This is a genomic window from Mycolicibacterium moriokaense, assembly GCF_010726085.1.
Classification (GTDB): domain Bacteria; phylum Actinomycetota; class Actinomycetes; order Mycobacteriales; family Mycobacteriaceae; genus Mycobacterium; species Mycobacterium moriokaense.
This window is the reverse complement of record NZ_AP022560.1, coordinates 2,896,937-2,914,985: the sequence shown is the minus strand read 5'-3', so window position 1 is coordinate 2,914,985 and position 18,049 is coordinate 2,896,937. Positions and strand designations below refer to the sequence as shown.

Sequence of the window (18,049 nt, the reverse complement as noted above, 5' to 3'; positions counted from 1 at the left end):
AAACGCTTTGACCAGGCGAAATACGGTGGGGCTGTTCAGAGTCGGTTGATTGTTGACGTTTCTGTGTCGGTTGATCCTTGACACTCTGTGTGTGTGTTTAGGTCTCTGCGCTGGTGCGTAGGGCCCTCTTGTTTCGTACTCGTGCGGTGCTGGTGCGGGCGGCGGTTTTGACCAGTTGGTCGCCGACCCAGAACCGCAGCAGGTCGCCGTCGATGTGGACATCGCAGCGTTGGCCGCCGTAGTGGCGCCCGATGCAGACTTGCTGCCAGGACACGCACACAATGCCGTTGGCGCAGACCCGGTGGCTGACCCAGTCATCACCGCTTCGATCACCGCTGCGCGCTGTCGAGTTTGATGGCGGTGCCGCCGGGGCGCCGGCGGTGAACCGTTCGGCGGGACTGGCCATCTTCAACGATTGGTGCGGGCGGCGGGTGTTGTAGTCGAGCACCCATTCATCGAGAGCCTGCTGGGCGGTCTTCAGGTTCGTGAAAGCCGCCTGGCCGCTGAGGAATTCGGCTCGTAGGGTGCGGTGGAACCGCTCGATCTTGCCGGTCGTGGTGGGTGAGCGGGGCTGGGTCAACAAGTGCTCGATGCCGTGTTGGCGGCAGATCGCGTCGAAGAGCACCTCGACCGGCGGATGGTTGAACCGTCCGGTGAACACCTTGCCGTTATCGGTCAGGATCTGCTCAGGGGCGCCGTAGCGGGCCAGCGCCGAGCTTGTCAAGATTTCTGTGTAGGTGGCTGGTTTACAGGTAGGGGTTGATTCGTTCGGGGTAGGTCAGGGCCAGTGCGCCTAGTGCTTGTTTCCAGCCGTTGGTGCGTGCTCCCTCGACGAGGCGCTTGGTGCGTGAGCGGTCTCCGGTCTTGAGTGGGTCGTCGTAGAACTTCTGGCGTTCTCGAGCGCGTTTGTCCTCGATGTTGCAGATCGCCAGCCACAGCAGCTTGACCGCGGCCTGATCACTGGGAAAGTGTCCGCGGTTCTTGATGATCTTGCGTAACTGGTAGTTCAGCGATTCGATCGCGTTGGTGGTGTAGATGATTCGCCGCAGATCTGGCGGGAACGCCAAGAACGGGATGAACCGCTCCCAGGCATTACGCCAGGCGATCACTGTCGTCGGATTCGACTGTCCCAGAGCCGAATTAGCGAACTCCTCGAACGCCTCGGCTGCCGCGTCGGCGGTGGGAGCGGTGTAGATGGTCTTCAGTGCCGCCGCGATCTCCTTGCGCTTTCCGTAGGAGACAAACCGCATGGAATTGCGGATCAGATGCACCACGCAGGTCTGCACAGTGGCCTGCGGCCACGTCGCCTCGACAGCCTCGGCGAACCCATTCAACCCGTCGGTGCACACGATCAGGATGTCCTTGACCCCACGATTGGCCAGCTCGGCACAGACCCCGGCCCAGAACTTCGCGCCTTCGTTGGCCGTCACCCAGATCCCCAGCACGTGGCGGATGCCATCGAGATCGACACCCACGGCGATGTGGGCGGCGCGGTTCTTGACCTGGTGACCGTCACGGATCTTAATCACCAGCGCGTCGAGATAGACGATCGGATAGAGCTCCTCCAGCGGCCGTTTCTGCCACTGAATGACCTCCTCGAGCACTGCATCGGTGATCTTGGAGACCGTCTCGTGGGAAAGCTCGGTGCCGATCGTGGTGGCCAGATGATGCTGAATATCGCGGATCGTCATCCCGCCGGCGTAAAGCGAGATGATCATGTCGTCCAGACCGCCCAGGCGCCGTGCACCCTTAGGGACCAGCGTCGGAGTGAAGCTCCCGTCGCGATCGCGCGGGATCGCTAACCCGACGTCACCGACCTCGCTGGCCACGGTCTTAGGTGTGAACCCGTTACGAGCATTGGGTAGTTCACGCCCGACCGGATCACCCTTCTCATAACCCAGGTGGTCAGTGAGCTCAGCGGCCAACCCGCGCTCCAGAACGGCTTTGACCATCTCGGGCAGAAACCCGCCCTCACCGGTCAACTGCAACTGACCGGCATCGATCTGGGTAAGTCCCCTGGTGTGGTGGGGTTTCGGGAGCTGAGGCCGATGGTGCTGGGTGTGTCGTTGCCGGTGTTGGGGTGGGCCATCGCGTAGTGGTCAGTGAGTTACCTACCAAGTGACTCAACAGGAAGACACACGACGCGATGACCCAGGATCATTCTGCCCTGCTTGCCCAGCTCGACGCGCTCAAGTCCGCTGATGCGAGCGCAGTGTTTGCCGAATTGATCCGCGCCGGCCTGCAGCAGCTCATCGAGGCCGAGGCCACCGCCACGATCGGCGCGGGCCGCTATCAGCGCAGTGACGAACGCACGGTGCACCGCAACGGGCACCGCCCGAAGACAGTGTCGACCACCTCAGGCGATATTGAGGTGCAGATCCCCAAGCTGCGGGCTGGGTCGTTCTTCCCGTCGCTGTTGGAGCGGCGCCGCCGTATCGACAAGGCGTTACACGCGGTGATCATGGAGGCCTACGTGCACGGCGTGTCGACCCGCAGTGTCGATGACCTGGTCGCGGCGATGGGCGTCGCGGCGGGGGTCTCCAAGTCGGAGGTCTCACGGATCTGCGCGGGCCTGGATAAGGAGATCGAGGCGTTTCGGACCCGCAGCTTGACCCACACGCAGTTCCCGTACGTGTTCTGCGACGCGACGTTCTGCAAGGTGCGTATCGGGGCGCACGTCGTCTCTCAGGCCCTGGTGGTGGCTACCGGGGTCTCCCTCGAGGGCACCCGTGAAGTGCTGGGCACTGCGGTCGGTGACAGTGAGTCCTTCGAGTTCTGGCGAGAGTTTCTGGCGTCGCTGAAAGCCCGCGGCCTGACTGGGGTGCATCTGGTGATCTCCGACGCCCATGCCGGGCTCAAAGCCGCGGTGGCGCAGCAGTTCACCGGTTCATCGTGGCAGCGGTGCCGGGTACATTTCATGCGTAACCTGCACACCGCGGTCGCCGCCAAACACGCGCCGGCGGTGACTGCGGCGGTCAAGACGATCTTCGCCCACACCGACCCCGCCGAGGTCGCCGCCCAGTGGGACCGCGTCGCCGACACCCTGGCCCCTAGCTTCCCGAAAGTCGCGGCCATGCTCGGCGAGGCCAAGACCGACGTGCTGGCGTTCACCGCGTTCCCGCGGGCGCACTGGCAGAAGATCTGGTCGAACAACCCCATCGAACGGCTCAACAAGGAGATCAAGCGCCGCGCTGATGTCGTGGAGATCTTCCCCAACCCCGCAGCGTTCCTGCGCCTGGCCACCGCGGTAGTCATCGAAGCCCACGACGAGTGGCAGGTCACCCGCCGCTATCTTTCCGATGTCTCCATGGACGAACTACGCGCCGTCATCGAGACAAAACACGCCGCGGCAGCACTTGTCAAACAACACCAAATCACCTAGCGTTCAACATGACTCGTTGATCGCAACGCGTGAACCACGCCAGATCCGAAGTCCACCACTCCCCGGGACGCTATCATCGATCTTGGCTAACACATCATCCAACACCCGCAGACTTCAACGCCTCCATGGCATCAGCGCCCGACATCGGCTCGTCAGTGGTCACATCCATCGATACTGCTCCAATTCATCAGGAGCCACAGCTACACAAAACATCTGACACGCCCAGCGCCGCGCGTAACGCGTCACAGACCGCGCGGGTGCGTTCCCGGGCCATCAACCTCGCGCAGACACACATCCGGGAATGATCATCGATGCCGGTCAATGCTTTGGCGCTAGTGCCGTCGGCCAGCGGGAAGCCGCCGACCACATCCATCTGCCACAACTCCATCGCCGCGGCGCGTTCCCAGCGTTTCCACTTGCGGGAACGCCGGTCGCGCCGGGTCGGGTCGATCATCGCCGCGCGCACCAACGCCCGATAGGCCCCCGATTCCGAGGGCACCGGCTGCACCCCGCGTTTGGCCAGTTCGAACACCAGTCGCCGCGGCCCCCAATAGGGCCGCCAACGCCGCAACTCCAACAGCGCCGCTTCCACCTCGGCGGGCATTTGATGCGGACACCGCGCCGGTCGATGCGACCGGTCCACCAGCCCCTCGAGACCCTCGGCCTCATACCGGGCCAACCACGAGTGCAGCGTCTGACGCGACACCCCAACCTTCGATGCGACCTGCGAAATCGACAACCCATCGCTGATCACCGCCAACACGGCCTGATACCGCTGCTCGGCCACGCTTAACTCCCTCATCTAGGGAGTGTCAAGGATCAACCGAAGTAGGTGTAAAGCATCAGCCGAAACACTGTCGCCCATCACCCGAAGACCAAACGTCGAGCATCAGCCGAGGTAATACAAATGCTTGGTGGGGCGGGCGGGGCTCGAACCCGCGACCAACGGATTATGAGTCCGCGGCTCTAACCAACTGAGCTACCGCCCCTGCTCACAGTTTCGCGGCACCAATGGTCGCATACGCTCCACATGCCGTCTCAGCGGCAGGAGGAGCACCATGTACGACCTCGAAGCGGCCATCGCCGACCGGCGCTCGATCCGCATGTTCCAGCCCGACCGCCCGGTCCCCCGCGACCTCGTTGACGAGGCCCTGCAGCTGGCCATCCGCGCCCCGTCGAACTCCAACATCCAGCCCTGGCACCTGGCCCTCGTCTCGGGCGATGCCCTGCAACGCCTGGTGGGCGCCCTCATGCACGAGGCCAGGGCCAGACCGCCCGTCGTCCCGCAGCTGCCGCCGTCCTTCGCGCACCTGCGCAGCGAACTCGGCGCCGTCGTGTACGGCTCGATGGGCATCACCCGCGACGACATCGACGGCCGGCGCGAGGCCGTGCTGCGCAACTGGGAGTTCTTCCACGCGCCGCTGGCGGGCATCGTCTGCATGCACAGCGACCTCGACTACGTCGACAGCCTCGGCGTCGGGATGTTCCTGCAGACGTTCATCCTGTCGCTGACCGCGCGCGGCGTCGGCACCTGCGTGCAGGTGTCGATCGCGGGCTACCCCCAGGTCCTGCACGCGCAGTTGGCCATTCCGCCCGAGTACCGAATCCTCTGCGGCCTCGCGATCGGCTATCCGGACCCCGACTTCCCCGCCAACCAGCTACACATTCCACGCAACCCGATCGACGACAACGTCGTCTTCCACGACTACTGAACCGACACCGTCTGCCCGTCCGCGTCGACCGAGAACAACTCGACGCCCTCCTCCACGAGCGGCGCATCGGCACCCAGCGACACCATGATCTTGTTGCAGGCGTTGCGCATCACGTCGAACGTCAACTCCAGCGCCTCGTCCTCCGAGAAGTGCTTATTCACCCCCGCGACCACGTCGGCACCGATCTGCGACGGCGTCCAGATCAACGCGTCGACGTACCGCAACGCGGCCTTCTGCGCACCGGTCAGCGTGTCTGAGGATTCGAACTGCTCGATCTGGCTGTACAGGTCCTCGGAGCCGCCCGCATCCAACGCGTTCGTCTCTCGCCGGGACTTGCACAGCCGGCAGTTGTGCTGCGCCGCCCCATGCAACCGCACGACCTCCGTCGTCACCGGATCCAGCGCCCGCATCCGCGCCACCGCGGGCACGAACCCGTTCAGCAGCGCGTCGACGGGATCCGAGTCGTGATCCCACGCCACGTCCGCGCTGTAGCCCGGCTTGCCGTGCCCCAGCGCGTCGAGGCCGGCCCACACGCGGGGCACGTAGTCGGCGACGAAGATCATCACGGCCGTGCGAAACACGTTGTCGCCCAACACCGTCAACAGCTGCTTGCGCTGATTGGCGCCGACCCCCGTCACGTCGACCGCGAACTGCTCGGTGAACGCCGCCACCACCGACTCCGACTCGGAGACACCCTCGTCCCAGTCCAGCTCCATCGGCAGCGGACGCAACGACAGCGCCCGACCGCACGTCAGCCGCGTCAGCGTGTCCAGGCGCCCGTCCCCGGACGACATCGCGACCAGGCCGGCGACGCGGTCGGCCAGTTGTACGTCACTCACCCCAGGGATTATTGCGCCTGGCTCACCGAGGACATGTGAAAGTCGGGGATCCGCAACGTCGGCATCGTCACGCGGGTGACCCAGTCGCCCCACTCCCGCGGCAGCGTGCGGTCGGTGGCGCCGGCCTCGGTGGCCCGTCGCAGCAGGTCCAGCGGACTCTCGTTGAACCGGAAATTGTTGACGGCCGCGGTCACCTCGCCGTCCTCGACGAGGTACACGCCATCGCGGGTGAGTCCCGTCAGCAGCAGCACCGCCGGGTCGACCTCGCGGATGTACCACAGCGTCGTCAGCAGCAGGCCGCGCTCGGTGCTCGCGATCATGTCCGCCATGCTCGCCGACCCACCCGTCATCAACAGGTTGTCCGCCGACACCGCCACCGGCGCGTCGAACTCCGCCGCCGATGCCCGCGGATACGCCAGCGTGGCGATCGTGCCGTCGCGGATCCAGTCCGTACGCCCGATATCCATGCCGTTGTCGAAGACCGACGCCCGCTCCGAGGACGCCGACGTCGTGACGAACGGCGCACACTCCAAGCCCTCGGCGAACGGATCGGAGTACAGCGTCAACGGCAGATCGGTGAGCTTCTCCCCCACCCGGGTCCCGCCGCCGGGCGCCGACAATGCGGTGTGCCCCTCCTGCGCGCCGCGGCCTTCCATCGACCACCACAGGTAGATCATCAGGTCGGCCACCGCCGACGGCGGCAGGAGCGTCTCGTACCGACCGGCAGGCAACTCGACGGTGCGCCGCGCCCAGCCCACCCGCGTCGACAGCCGCTCGAGCATCGAATCCGTTGGCACATCAGTGAAGTCGGGAGTGCTGAAGCCCGCCCACGCGCTGGCACCGTCACGTTTGGCGTTGATCTCCACCGACCCGGTCGGCTCCGTGAAGCGCCGGCGCAGGCCGTTCGACGTGGCCAGGAACGTCGTCTCGACACCGTGCCGCGCGAACCCGTACAACTGATCCGGCCCGCTGAACCCCCGCGCGGCCAGGCTGCCCGCCACATCCAGAAACGCCTGCACGCTGGTGCCCGGGACCGGAGCGTCCCAATCGTCAGGGCCGTCGTCGCCCGGCAACGGCGGCGCAGCGTCGCGGGCCTCGGGCGCGGCGAGCGCGGTGTCCTGCGACGCGGCCACCAGCCCGGGGATCGCCGACGGGTCCACGTCACTGGTCTCCACCGAGCCGACGCGCGCGGTCACACCTTGGCGCACAATCGATATCACCGTTGTAGTGCGGCTCACCGATTCGCCGTTGGTGGTCATCGAATTGCCCGCCCACCGCAACGACGCGTCGGTGCGGTCGGACACCAGGACGATGGTCTCGTCGGCCTTGCCCAGTCGGGCGGCCTCGGCCAGCGCACGCTCGACTACCTGCTGTGCTCCGATCACCGGCTACCGCCCCGCCTCGTCGCGTGTATTGAGCACGTTCACCCCGCGGAACAGTGCCGACGGGCAGCCGTGGCTGACCGCCGCAACCTGGCCGGGTTGCGCCTTGCCGCAATTGAAAGCACCGCCGAGACGCCACGTCGACGGTCCGCCGACGGCTTCCATCGATCCCCAGAAGTCGGTCGTGGTCGCCTGGTAGGCGACGTCGCGCAGCTGGCCGTCCAGGCGCCCGTTGCGGATTCGGAAGAACCGCTGCCCGGTGAACTGAAAGTTGTAGCGCTGCATGTCGATCGACCACGACTTGTCGCCGACGATGTAGATACCGTCCTCGACGCGGGCGATGAGGTCGTCGGTGCTCAGGTCGGCCGTGCCGGGCTGCAGCGACACGTTGGCCATCCGCTGGATCGGCACATGATGTGGTGAATCGGCATACGAGCAGCCGTTGGACCGCCTGACGCCGAGCCGTGGGGCGAACACCCGGTCGAGCTGATAGCCGACAAAGATGCCGTCGCGCACCAGATCCCAGCTCTGCGCGGCCACGCCCTCGTCGTCGAACCCGACGGTGGCCAAACCGTATTCGACGGTGCGGTCGGCGGTGACGTTCATGACCGGCGAGCCGTAGCGCATGGTCCCCAGCTTGTCCGGCGTCGCGAACGACGTGCCTGCGTAGGCGGCCTCGTAACCGATGGCGCGGTCGTATTCGGTGGCATGGCCGATCGATTCGTGGATCGTCAGCCACAGGTTGGTCGGATCGATCACCAGGTCCGTCGGCCCGGCGGAAACGCTGGGCGCCTTGGCCTTCTCGGCCAGCAGCGACGGTATCTGCGCCAGCTCGTCGGACCAGTTCCACACGTCGTCGCCCGCGACGACCTCCCAGCCCCTGGCCATCGGCGGTACCAGTGTGCGCATGGTTTCGAAGGTGCCCGCCGCGGGGTCGACGGTGGTCGCCTCCAGCCCCGGCATCATCCGCACCCGCTGCTGGGTGATCGACGACCCGAACGTGTCGGCGTAGAACGTCTGCTCCTTGACCGAGTGCAGTCCGGCCGAGACGTAGTCGACGCCGTCGGCGGCCATCAGCCGACCGGAGTACTCGCCCAGCACGGCGATCTTGTCTGCGGCGGGAACCGTGAACGGGTCGATGCGATAGTCCGACACCCAGGTGACGTCGGAGTACACCGGCTCGGGAGCCAGCTCGATGCGCTCGGCGTTCAACGGCTTGAGCGTCGCCGCCACGTGCACGGCCCGACGCGCGGTCTCGGCGGCCGTGGCGGGATCCAGCTCGGCGTGGGACGCGAAGCCCCACGTGCCGTCGACGATCACCCGCACCGCCAGACCGATCTCGCGGTTGACGAGGGCCGCCTCCAGCTCGCCGTCGCGCAGCTGGATGAGCTCCGTGGTGATCCCGTGAATACGCAGGTCGGCGTAGCTGGCTCCGGCGGCGGTCGCCGCCGACAGTGCCGCATCGGCCAGCTCATGGCGCGGCAGCCCGAGGAAGTCGGCGTCCACCCGGTGTTGCGCTGTCACGCCCCCACCGTAATAGCGGGCCCACCGGCGCGCTTCACACGGCTCAGGTAGTGACGGCGCTGGTGCCCAGAATCGTCAGCTCCAACGCAAGTGCCATGCCGCACACCAAGATCACGATCACCCACGCCCACAGGTCGATCATCTTGGGGCGCGACGGAAACGCGGAGATCTGGCCCGCGCCGCCGCGGGCGGTGATGGCGTCACCCATCTCGTCGGCCCGGCGCAACGCGACGGTGATGGCCGCCGCGAGCAGATCGATGAGCTCGAGCCAAGCACCGCGTAAGCGTCCTCGCCTGCTGGCTGCCACGTTCCTGGGTCGCAGCCTGCGCGCCGCGTAGAGGACGCGGAACTCCTCGATCAGCATCGGGAACGCGCGCAACGCCAACGCCAGCGCTACCGACCACTCGTCGACCGGGATCCGCAATATCCGCAGCGGCCGCCCCAATGTGGCGACGGCGGGCGCGATTTCGGCGACGTTCGTCGTCCACGACACCATGGCCCCAAGGCCCAGCAGGACGATCGACAACGCGGTGATGCGCAGGAAGTTGAGCAGCCCGCCGAGCCCGATCTCGACTGAGCCGAAATCGACGATCGGGCTACCGCCGGCGAACGTGGCGGTGAGGCCGCCGAAGAAAATCAGAATCCACAGCCAGCCCGGAATCGAAGGCAGCACCCCTCGGGGAATCCGTGCGATCCACGCGGCCACCAGCACCAGGACCGCGACCGCGGCGATAGGCACCCAACCCGGGTAGAACGTCATCAGCACGCCGATGCCCGCCACCATAAGGAGTTTCGAGCCCGCCCACAGCCGATGGATGGCGCTGTCGCCGGGAACCGGCCGCAGCAGCACAACCGGCTTTCGCTGCCGTTTGGTTGCCGTCGGGGCCGTCATGACACGCCTCCCGCGGTGGTCGGTACCGGTGCCAGAACGCCGTCCTGCAGGTGCAGGATGCGCGGGCACACCTCCTCGAGGCCCGAGAAGTCGTGCGAGATGATGATCACCGTCAGGCCGGCGTTGCGCCGCAGCTCGGCCAGAAGGCGCAGCAGCCCACGCTGACTCGCGGCGTCCAGCCCGGCGAGCGGCTCGTCGAGGATGAGCGCGCGCGGCGACCGAGCCAGCAGACCGGCGAGCACCACACGGCGCATCTGGCCACCGCTGAGTTGGTCGATGCGCCGCTTCGCCAGGCCCGGATCCAGGCCGACGGTGGCCAACGCCTCGGCCACCCGCTTGCGGTCGCGATGGGAGAACCCGGCCGCCGACGCGATCTCCAGGTCGACGCGGCCGCGCATCAACTGCAGTCGGGCCGCCTGGAACGAGATGGCCACGGCGCCAACCTGTTCGGACACCGGCCTGCCGTCGAGCAGGCAGCTGCCGGACGTCGGGACGGTGAGGCCCGCCATGATCCATGCCAGGGTGGACTTGCCGGATCCGTTGACACCGTGGATCAGCAGCCCGTCGCCCTCGTTGACGGTGAAGGTGATGTCGCGCAGAGCCGTTGCGGCCCACGGTGTCCCGCTGGCGTATTCATGGTTGACGTCGACCAGCTGAAGCACCGGAGTGTCTGCGTGGTGGCCGTGTGCCATTGTCGCAGCGGGCGCCGAGGCGGTCTCCACCATGTCGGTGTTGTCGGCGGCGCCACCGTTGCCGGTGAGGTTCACGGCGCGGTCGGCGGCGTCGGCCTCGTCGTTGTAGTGGGTGATGTGCACCAGCGACATGTCGTGGTGCTGGGTCAGCCCGGACAGCACCGACATCAGCGCTGTGCGGCCGTCCTGATCGACCATGCTGGTGACCTCGTCGGCGATCAGCAGCGACGGCTCGCGCGCGAGCGCCGCGGCGACCGCGAGGCGCTGTAGCTCACCGCCGGACAGGCCGCCGGTGTCGCGTTCGGCCAGACCATCGAGGCCGACCTCGCCCAGCAGCCTGTGCACGTCGGTGGTGGTGCCAGGCGGCAGGCCCCACACCACGTCGTCGGCCACCCGCGTGCCGAGCACCTGACTCTCGGGGTGCTGCATGATCACCGCCGTGCCGCCGAGCCGGCCGAGCCCGACGGCGCCGGGCCGCTCGATGGTGCCCGCGGTGGGTTCGCGTCCGGCGAGCATCAGCATCAGCGTCGTCTTGCCCGAGCCGTTGGCGCCGGTGATGGCGAGGTGCTCGCCCGGTTCGACGGTCAGCGACACCGGGCCCAGCGCGTCGTGATCGGTGTTGGGATAGCGGAAGCGGACGTCGTGCAGGCGCATCGGCACCGGCGCGATCGGCCCGGTGTCGGTCGAGGCGTCGAGCTTGTGCACGTCGGGAATGCCGAACAGACGCGAAAGCACCCGCGACAACGCCCACCAGCCGATGAGAGTCACCATGGAGATGGACAAGATCGAGGTCGCAAAGAACAGGAACGGCCAGTACTCGAGCGCGGTGGCGAAGTCGCGCTTGAGTTGGTCGGCGACGCCTTGCATGTCGGGGATGCGCGCGATGATCGCGGCGACGCCGTTGATGTTGGCGGTCACCGATTCGAAGATCAGGTGGCGCAGCCGCGCCAGGACCGCCAGCGCGGTGACGACTGCGACGCCGAAGACGGAGCCGGCGACCAGTGAACAGAGGAAGACGGTCGTGGTGCCGCGGCCGCGACGCTTGACGATGCCGGTCAGTCCGCCGATGTAGGCGCAGTTGACGACGGTCATGAAGCCGCCCATGCCGGCGATCAGGAAGGCGATGATCGCGCCCGCGACGGTCGCGGTGAGCAGCACCCGCAGTCGGTAGCGGTAGGCCAGCAGACCCATCGGGACGGTGCCGACCAATGACAGCGCGGCGGCAAAGGGAACGACGACGGAGATGATCGCCGTGGCAGCCGACAGCGCCGCAATGACCGACGCCTGTGCGAGTTCGGCGGGATTCAGCGAGCCGGAACGTCGAGACATGCTCGAATCCCCGGTCACGGCCATTTCATGATTCTGCCAGTCGTAGGGTGAGAGCGGTCTTCGCCGCGCTCCGACCTGCGGCAGGTTTGAACTGCATAGTAAAACTATGTAATCTAGAAGCTATGTCTCAGACTCTTGGAGCTGATCTGCTGGCTGTGGTCGCCCGGCTCAACCGACTCGCCACACAGCGCGCGCGGCTGCCGCTGGGATACGCGCAGGCGCGGTTGCTGTCGACCATCGAGGACCAGGGGCCGACCCGGATATCCGACCTCGCCGCGCTGGACCACTGCTCGCAGCCGACGATGACCACCCAGGTACGTCGACTCGAGGACGGGGGTTATGTATCGCGCACCGTCGACCCCGACGATGCGCGGGCCGTGCTCATCGAGATCACGGCCAAGGGCGTCGAGACACTGAGGCAGGTACGGGTGGATCGCGGCGCCGCCATCGATCCGTATCTCGAGCGCCTCGATGCGAAGGATCAGCAGACCCTCGGCAACGCCGTCGAGGTGCTGCGCCGACTGCTCGCCGACGCGTCCTCCCCCACAAAATCTCGGTGATTTCGGCGTGGCTGGTCGCGCTCAGCGCGACTTAGCACACCGAAATCGCTACAAAACGTTAGGAGTATCGCCCGTATGTGGCGTCAACCCAAAGCTGTTTGGGCCGTTGCCTTCGCGTCTGTCGTCGCGTTCATGGGTATCGGTCTCGTCGACCCGATCCTCAAGCCGATCGCCGACACCCTCAACGCGTCGCCGTCTCAGGTGTCGCTGTTGTTCACCAGCTATATGGCGGTGATGGGCGTCGCGATGCTCATCACGGGCGTGGTGGCCAGCCGCATCGGCCCGAAGCGCACGCTGCTGATCGGCCTGGTGGTGATCATCGCCGGCGCAGGGCTGGCCGGTATGTCGGACACGGTGACCGAAATCGTTGGGTGGCGGGCACTTTGGGGTCTGGGCAACGCGCTGTTCGTCGCGACGGCGCTGGCGACGATCGTGAACTCGGCGCGCGGGTCGGTGGCGCAGGCGATCATCCTGTACGAGGCGGCGCTCGGCCTGGGCATCGCAGTCGGCCCGCTGGTCGGCGGTGTCCTGGGGTCGATCTCGTGGCGCGGCCCGTTCTTCGGGGTGTCGGTGCTGATGGCCGTCGCGGTCGTCGTCACCGCGTTCCTGTTGCCGTCGACGCCACCCGCCGCGCGGGCCACCACGTTGGCCGACCCGTTCCGTGCGCTGCGGCACCGCGGGCTGCTCGGGGTGGCGATCACCGCGCTGCTCTACAACTTCGGCTTCTTCACGCTGCTGGCGTTCACGCCGTTCCCGCTCGACATGAGCGCTCATGAGATCGGGCTGATCTTCTTCGGCTGGGGTATCGCGCTGGCGTTCACGTCGGTGGTCGTCGCGCCGCGGCTGCAGCATCGCTTCGGCACGGTCCCGACCTTGTTGGCGAACCTGGTGGCGATGACGGCGGTGCTCGTGGTGATGGCCGTCGGCACCGACCACAAGCCCCTGTTGGCGGCGTGCGTGGTGATCGCCGGCCTCTTCATCGGCATCAACAACACGTTGATCACCGAGACGGTGATGAAGGCGGCGCCCGTCGAAAGAGGTGTGGCCTCAGCGGCTTACAGCTTCGTGCGGTTCTCCGGTGCCGCGTTGGCGCCGTGGCTGGCCGGGGTGCTCGGCGAGCGGATCAACGTGCATGTGCCGTTCTGGGTCGGCGCGGGTGCGGTGCTGCTGGCCGCCGGCGTGCTGGCGGCCAGTCGCCCGCACCTGATGGGCATCGACGTCGAGGGGGAACTCGACGAGCTCGACGAGGCGACGGTGATCACGGTCGGCAGCGATTCTTAGCGATTTCGGCGTGGCTGGTCACGCTGAGCGCGACCCAGCACGCCGAAATCGCATCGCACGGGTCACGCGGACCAATTTCTCCGAGACGGCCAAGTCTGGTGAGACGCATGATACTGTCCCCGCTTGTGAGTCCCACGCCCAAGACTGGGAATATCGTGGCCAGCGCACTCGCGACTCCGCCGGTGCTGCGCGACGCCTCCGATATCGCCATCTTGGAAGCGACACTGCGGTGTCTGACGCGCTATGGCATCGAGCGGATGACCGTCGAGGACGTCGCCCGCACCGCAGGGGTGGGCCGCGCGACGGTGTTCCGCCGGTTCGAATCCAAGGACACCTTGATCCGTGAGGCGCTCGCGCTCGAACTGCAGCGGCTGATCTCCGAATTCGAAACCAAGGCCAAGTCGTTCGACGACCCCTACAACCGGCTGTTCGAGTTGTCGGTGGAGACGGTGCGGTTGATCCGCACCCACCCGGTGGCGCGGCGACTGGTCGAAGACGAAACCGCGCTGCCGCTGCACCGGGACCCACGCGTCGCCGAATTCCAGCTCGTCGGCCTGCGGCGCGATATCTCCCAAGCCGCAAAGGATTTGGGCGTCAAGGTCGACGCCCGGGCGATGGCCGAACTGCTGATGCGATTCTTCGGCAGTCTGTGGATCGCACCGGATATCGGACTAGGGGTGGACAATGAAGCTCACATTCGCACCATGATCGCAATACTGCTCGCGCCGCTGCGTCCCCAAAAGCGCGATGCGACTGGGTAAGCGCGGCAAGTCCGACTCCTCGGGAGTCAACGGTCCGCGACGGAAAGTGCCGATCAAGACGATCGGCCTGGCGGCGCTGCTGCTCATGGCGCTGGTCTTCGGCCTGATCTACGGCCGGTTCGAGAACTACTTCACCCCCAAGATCACACTGACAATGATCGCCGGCCGTGGCGGCCTGGTCATGGACCCGGGCTCCAAGGTCACCTTGAACGGGGTGCCGATCGGCAGGGTGGACTCGATCCAGCACTACGACGACGGCGGTGACGCCAAGGCCAAGATCCTGCTCGACGTCAATCCGCGCTACGTCAGCCAGATTCCGGCCAATGTGCGTGCCGACATCAAGGCCACCACCGTGTTCGGCAACAAGTACGTCGCCCTGAGCTGGCCGGAACATCCGGTGGCGGCACGGATCGAGAGCGGCGACGTCATCGACGCCACCTCAGTCACCACCGAGTTCAACACGCTGTTCGAAACCGTCACCGAAATCGGCGAGAAGATCGACCCGATCGAGCTCAACAAGACGCTGTCGGCGACCTCGCAGGCGTTCGAGGGACTCGGCACCCAGTTCGGCGAGTCGCTGCTCGCCGGCGAACGGATTCTCGATCAGGTCAATCCCCGCATGCCGACGCTGACCGCCGACATCCGCCGCCTCGCCGACCTGGCGGAGGTCTACGAGCAGGCCTCGCCCGACCTCTGGCGTTTCCTCGACAACGGCGTGGTGACCGCCGAGACCCTTAACGAGCACAGCGCGGACCTGGACCGCGTGCTGGAGGCGGGCCTGAGCTTCGCCGAGACCGGTGCCTACGTCTTCGAAAAGGGCGAACCCTATTTCGTGCGCTCGGTATCCGACCTGACCGCCACCTCCGGCGTGCTCGACACCTACAGCCCCGAATTCTTCTGCGGGATCCGCAATTACGACGAGATCGCACCGATGGTCAGCCACGCGCTGGGCGCGAACGGCTACTCACTGCAACTGGCTTCGGGGTTGTTGGGCGCCGAGAACCCCTACGTGTACCCCGACAATCTTCCGAGGGTGAACGCGAAGGGCGGACCCGGCGGCAAGCCCGGCTGCTGGCAGAAGATCACCAGAGAACTCTGGCCCGCGCCCGTCCTGGTCATGGACACCGGAGCCACCATCGCGCCGTATGACCACTTCGAGTCCGCGACACCGATGTTCACCGAATACGTGTGGGGCCGCCAGGTCGGGGAGAACACGATCAACCCATGAAAATCACCGGAACCGCCATCCGACTCGGCGTCAGCGCGCTCATTCTGCTGCTGCTCACGGGTCTGATCATCGTGGTGTTCGGGCAGGTTCGGTTCGACAGGACCAAGACCTACGCCGCGGTGTTCGGCGACATCGGCGGCCTGCGCGAGGGCCAGTTCGTCCGCGCGTCGGGAGTCGAGGTCGGCAAGGTCTCGCGCATGCAGCTGATCGACGGCGGTAAGCATGTGCGTGTCGAATTCACTGTGGACGAGACGATTCCGCTCTACGAGTCCACCACCGCGTCGATCCGCTACGCCGACCTCATCGGAACGCGGTACATCGAGCTGCAGCGTGGGGAGGGTGAAGGGGCACATCGGGTGCTCTCCCCGGGCGGCACCATCCCGCTTACCCAGACCCAGCCGGCGCTCAGCCTCGACGCGCTGATCGGCAGTTTCCGGCCACTGCTGCGCTCGCTGGACCCGGAGAAGGTCAACAACATCTCGCGCTCGTTGATCACCGTGTTCCAGGGCCAGGGTGGCAGCATCGCCAACATCCTGGACCAAACCGCGCAGTTGACAATGGAACTCGCCGACCATGACCAGGCGATCGGCGAGGTCATCACCAACCTGCGCACAGTGCTGGCGACCACCACCAAACACCAGAAGGAATTCGATCAGACCGTCGTCGACCTGGAGGCACTGATCTCCGGGCTGAGCGCACGCGGCGACCCCCTCGCCGACGCCGTGGCCCACATCAGCGACGCCGCGGGCACGGTGGCCGATCTGCTCGCCGACGACCGGCCCGAGTTGCACAGTTCCATCGCCTATGTGGAGCAGGTGGCACAACCGTTGGTGGACAACCGGGTTGCGATCGACGACCTACTAGGATCACTGCCCGGTGCGTTCCAGATCCTCGGGCGTGCTGGTGGCGTGTACGGCGACTTCTTCAACTTCTACATGTGCGACCTCACGCTGAAGATCAACGGGCTGCAGCCCGGCGGGCCGGTCCGCATGGTCAAGGTGACGACGCAGCCGACGGGCAGGTGCACGCCCAAGTGAGAACACTGGAGAGCGGCAACCGCGTACGGCGGGGATTCATGGGAATCGTCATCACTGCCTTGGTGATCGGGGTGGGTCAGAGCTTCACCACCGTGCCCATGCTCTTCGCGCAGCCGGTCTACTACGGCGAGTTCGCCGAGTCGGGTGGTCTCTCGAAGGGCGACAAGGTGCGGATCGCGGGGATGGACGTCGGCACGGTCCGGTCCCTGGAGTTGGACGTCGACCGAGTGGTGGTCGGATTCGACCTCGGCGGGACCATCGTCGGATCCGACAGCCGCATGGCGATCCAGACGGACACGCTGTTGGGGCAGAAGGTGATTCAGATCGAGCCGCGCGGCTCGACGCCGTTGCGTGTCAACGAGGTCATCCCCCTGAACCACACGGCCACCCCCTACCAGATCTACGACGCGATCGACGACACGACGAAAGCCGCGTCGGGCTGGGACATCGACGCCATCAAGGAGTCACTCGACGTGGTCAGCGACACCATCGACCAGGCATCGCCGCATCTCAGTGCCGCACTGGACGGTGTCGAACGGTTCTCCGACACGATCGCCAAGCGCAACGAGGACCTCAAGGCACTGCTGAAGGACGCGAACGCGGTGGCGCGCGTCTTCGGTGACCGCAGCGAGAAGATCAACCAGATCCTCGTCAGGTCGAACAGTCTGCTCGCCGACGTGAACGCCCGCGGACAGGCGGTCGACCAACTGCTGGAACGTGTTTCGGCCGTCGCGGTGCAGGTGCGCGGTCTGGTCAACGACAACCCGAACCTCAACAACGTGCTCAAGCAGGTGGGCACGGTCAGCGACATCCTCGAAAAGCACAAGCACGACCTGGCGGAACTTCTCGTCACGATCAGGAACTTCTCCGCCGCGCTCAGCGAGGCGGTCGGGTCGGGACCGTACTTCAAGGCGATGCTGGTCAACCTGCTGCCCGGCAGCATCCTGCAACCGTTCATCGACTCCGCGTTCAAGGAGCGCGGCATCGATCCTCAGAAGTTCTGGGGCGACGCGGGACTGCCTGCGTTCCAGTTCCCCGACCCCAACGGCGAGCGGCTGCCCAACGGCGCCCCACCGCCCGCACCGCCGGTTCAGGAAGGCACACCCGAGTTCCCGCATGCGGCCGTGCCTCCGGGCTCACCGTGCTCCTACACGCCGGCCCCTGGCGCGCAGCCCATACCGGGCAATCCGCTGCCGTGCGCCGCCCTGAACCAGGGTCCGTTCGGGCCGGTGCCTGGCGGGTACGGACCGCCGAATGTGTTGTCCTCCCCCGCCAATCCGACGGGACCCCTGCCGGGCCCGGGACTGCCCGCCGCCGCGCTGCCGGGCCAGCCTGCGCCTCCGGTGCCCGGCACACCGGTGCCCATCCCCCCGGCAACCAACCCCGGTGCCACGACGGTGCCGCACCGGCAGACCACGGCGGGAGGGTGA

The 18,049-nt window shown here is 66.4% G+C and carries 14 protein-coding genes, 1 tRNA gene and 2 pseudogenes; 8 read left to right on the top strand and 9 right to left on the bottom strand.

What is annotated here, in order from left to right:
* Positions 1–97: 97 nt before the first annotated feature.
* Both G6N43_RS14180 and G6N43_RS14175 read right to left on the bottom strand, forming a co-directional pair.
* Positions 98–715 (bottom strand): annotated as a pseudogene (locus tag G6N43_RS14180) (integrase core domain-containing protein); the annotation flags it as partial.
* Between the two features lie 31 nt (positions 716–746).
* Complete coding sequence (locus G6N43_RS14175; protein WP_407664913.1) at positions 747–2,003, bottom strand: IS256 family transposase; 1,257 nt, start codon at positions 2,001–2,003, stop codon at positions 747–749.
* A gap of 143 nt (positions 2,004–2,146) precedes the next feature.
* Between G6N43_RS14175 and G6N43_RS14170 the strand changes: the two genes are divergently transcribed.
* Positions 2,147–3,382: an IS256 family transposase gene (locus G6N43_RS14170; RefSeq protein ID WP_163658098.1), complete on the top strand. Its 1,236-nt coding sequence runs from the start codon at positions 2,147–2,149 to the stop codon at positions 3,380–3,382.
* A gap of 223 nt (positions 3,383–3,605) precedes the next feature.
* Here the strand turns inward: G6N43_RS14170 and G6N43_RS14165 are convergent.
* Positions 3,606–4,184 (bottom strand): annotated as a pseudogene (locus tag G6N43_RS14165) (helix-turn-helix domain-containing protein); the annotation flags it as partial.
* 110 nt (positions 4,185–4,294) lie between these two features.
* A tRNA-Ile gene (locus tag G6N43_RS14160) sits at positions 4,295–4,371 on the bottom strand.
* A 69-nt stretch (positions 4,372–4,440) separates the two neighbouring features.
* On the opposite strand from G6N43_RS14160, the gene G6N43_RS14155 reads away from it, so the two are divergent.
* Positions 4,441–5,094 (top strand): nitroreductase, encoded by a 654-nt coding sequence (locus tag G6N43_RS14155; RefSeq protein WP_083155737.1) that lies wholly within the window; start codon positions 4,441–4,443, stop codon positions 5,092–5,094.
* On the opposite strand, the gene G6N43_RS14150 is transcribed toward G6N43_RS14155, so the two are convergent.
* The 5 genes from G6N43_RS14150 to G6N43_RS14130 are packed head-to-tail and all read right to left on the bottom strand — an operon-like array spanning position 5,088 to position 11,776.
* Entirely contained in the window at positions 5,088–5,933 is an 846-nt protein-coding gene (locus G6N43_RS14150) for a carboxymuconolactone decarboxylase family protein (RefSeq protein WP_083155735.1), read from the bottom strand. The two genes, G6N43_RS14155 and G6N43_RS14150, sit on opposite strands and share 7 nt — an antisense overlap.
* Positions 5,934–5,941: 8 nt before the next feature.
* The gene (locus tag G6N43_RS14145; protein WP_083155731.1) at positions 5,942–7,318 is read right to left on the bottom strand and encodes a TldD/PmbA family protein; all 1,377 of its coding nucleotides are present in this window, start codon (positions 7,316–7,318) and stop codon (positions 5,942–5,944) included.
* A gap of 3 nt (positions 7,319–7,321) precedes the next feature.
* Positions 7,322–8,839 carry a TldD/PmbA family protein gene (locus G6N43_RS14140; protein ID WP_083155728.1) on the bottom strand — a complete coding sequence of 506 codons (1,518 nt, stop codon included), beginning with the start codon at positions 8,837–8,839 and terminating at the stop codon, positions 7,322–7,324.
* A 43-nt stretch (positions 8,840–8,882) separates the two neighbouring features.
* Positions 8,883–9,731: a CbiQ family ECF transporter T component gene (locus G6N43_RS14135; protein WP_083155724.1), complete on the bottom strand. Its 849-nt coding sequence runs from the start codon at positions 9,729–9,731 to the stop codon at positions 8,883–8,885.
* Entirely contained in the window at positions 9,728–11,776 is a 2,049-nt protein-coding gene (locus G6N43_RS14130; RefSeq protein WP_083155721.1) for an ABC transporter ATP-binding protein, read from the bottom strand. The genes G6N43_RS14135 and G6N43_RS14130 overlap by 4 nt, the downstream gene beginning before the upstream one ends.
* A 98-nt stretch (positions 11,777–11,874) precedes the next feature.
* On the opposite strand from G6N43_RS14130, the gene G6N43_RS14125 reads away from it, so the two are divergent.
* The 6 genes from G6N43_RS14125 (at position 11,875) to G6N43_RS14100 (ending at position 18,049) form a co-directional block, all read left to right on the top strand.
* The gene (locus G6N43_RS14125; RefSeq protein ID WP_083155718.1) at positions 11,875–12,312 is read left to right on the top strand and encodes a MarR family winged helix-turn-helix transcriptional regulator; all 438 of its coding nucleotides are present in this window, start codon (positions 11,875–11,877) and stop codon (positions 12,310–12,312) included.
* Between the two features lie 75 nt (positions 12,313–12,387).
* On the top strand, positions 12,388–13,593 hold the full coding sequence (locus G6N43_RS14120; protein ID WP_083155714.1) for an MFS transporter: 1,206 nt from the start codon (positions 12,388–12,390) through the stop codon (positions 13,591–13,593).
* A gap of 155 nt (positions 13,594–13,748) precedes the next feature.
* On the top strand, positions 13,749–14,354 hold the full coding sequence (locus G6N43_RS14115) for a TetR/AcrR family transcriptional regulator (protein ID WP_234810202.1): 606 nt from the start codon (positions 13,749–13,751) through the stop codon (positions 14,352–14,354).
* Positions 14,341–15,582: an MCE family protein gene (locus tag G6N43_RS14110; protein ID WP_083155711.1), complete on the top strand. Its 1,242-nt coding sequence runs from the start codon at positions 14,341–14,343 to the stop codon at positions 15,580–15,582. The genes G6N43_RS14115 and G6N43_RS14110 overlap by 14 nt, the downstream gene beginning before the upstream one ends.
* Positions 15,579–16,619: an MCE family protein gene (locus G6N43_RS14105; RefSeq protein ID WP_083155707.1), complete on the top strand. Its 1,041-nt coding sequence runs from the start codon at positions 15,579–15,581 to the stop codon at positions 16,617–16,619. The genes G6N43_RS14110 and G6N43_RS14105 overlap by 4 nt, the downstream gene beginning before the upstream one ends.
* A complete protein-coding gene (locus G6N43_RS14100; protein WP_083155704.1) occupies positions 16,616–18,049 on the top strand; it encodes an MCE family protein in 1,434 nt (477 codons plus the stop codon). The genes G6N43_RS14105 and G6N43_RS14100 overlap by 4 nt, the downstream gene beginning before the upstream one ends.

Excerpts from the sequence above, each read along its gene's own strand:
- G6N43_RS14155 (WP_083155737.1), top strand. The coding sequence starts at position 4,441 with ATGTACGACCTCGAAGCGGCCATCGCCGACCGGCGCTCGATCCGCATG.
- G6N43_RS14125 (WP_083155718.1), top strand. The coding sequence starts at position 11,875 with ATGTCTCAGACTCTTGGAGCTGATCTGCTGGCTGTGGTCGCCCGGCTC.
- G6N43_RS14170 (WP_163658098.1), top strand. The coding sequence starts at position 2,147 with ATGACCCAGGATCATTCTGCCCTGCTTGCCCAGCTCGACGCGCTCAAG.
- G6N43_RS14130 (WP_083155721.1), bottom strand. The coding sequence starts at position 11,776 with ATGGCCGTGACCGGGGATTCGAGCATGTCTCGACGTTCCGGCTCGCTG.
- G6N43_RS14105 (WP_083155707.1), top strand. The coding sequence starts at position 15,579 with ATGAAAATCACCGGAACCGCCATCCGACTCGGCGTCAGCGCGCTCATT.
- G6N43_RS14110 (WP_083155711.1), top strand. The coding sequence starts at position 14,341 with ATGCGACTGGGTAAGCGCGGCAAGTCCGACTCCTCGGGAGTCAACGGT.
- G6N43_RS14120 (WP_083155714.1), top strand. The coding sequence starts at position 12,388 with ATGTGGCGTCAACCCAAAGCTGTTTGGGCCGTTGCCTTCGCGTCTGTC.
- G6N43_RS14135 (WP_083155724.1), bottom strand. The coding sequence starts at position 9,731 with ATGACGGCCCCGACGGCAACCAAACGGCAGCGAAAGCCGGTTGTGCTG.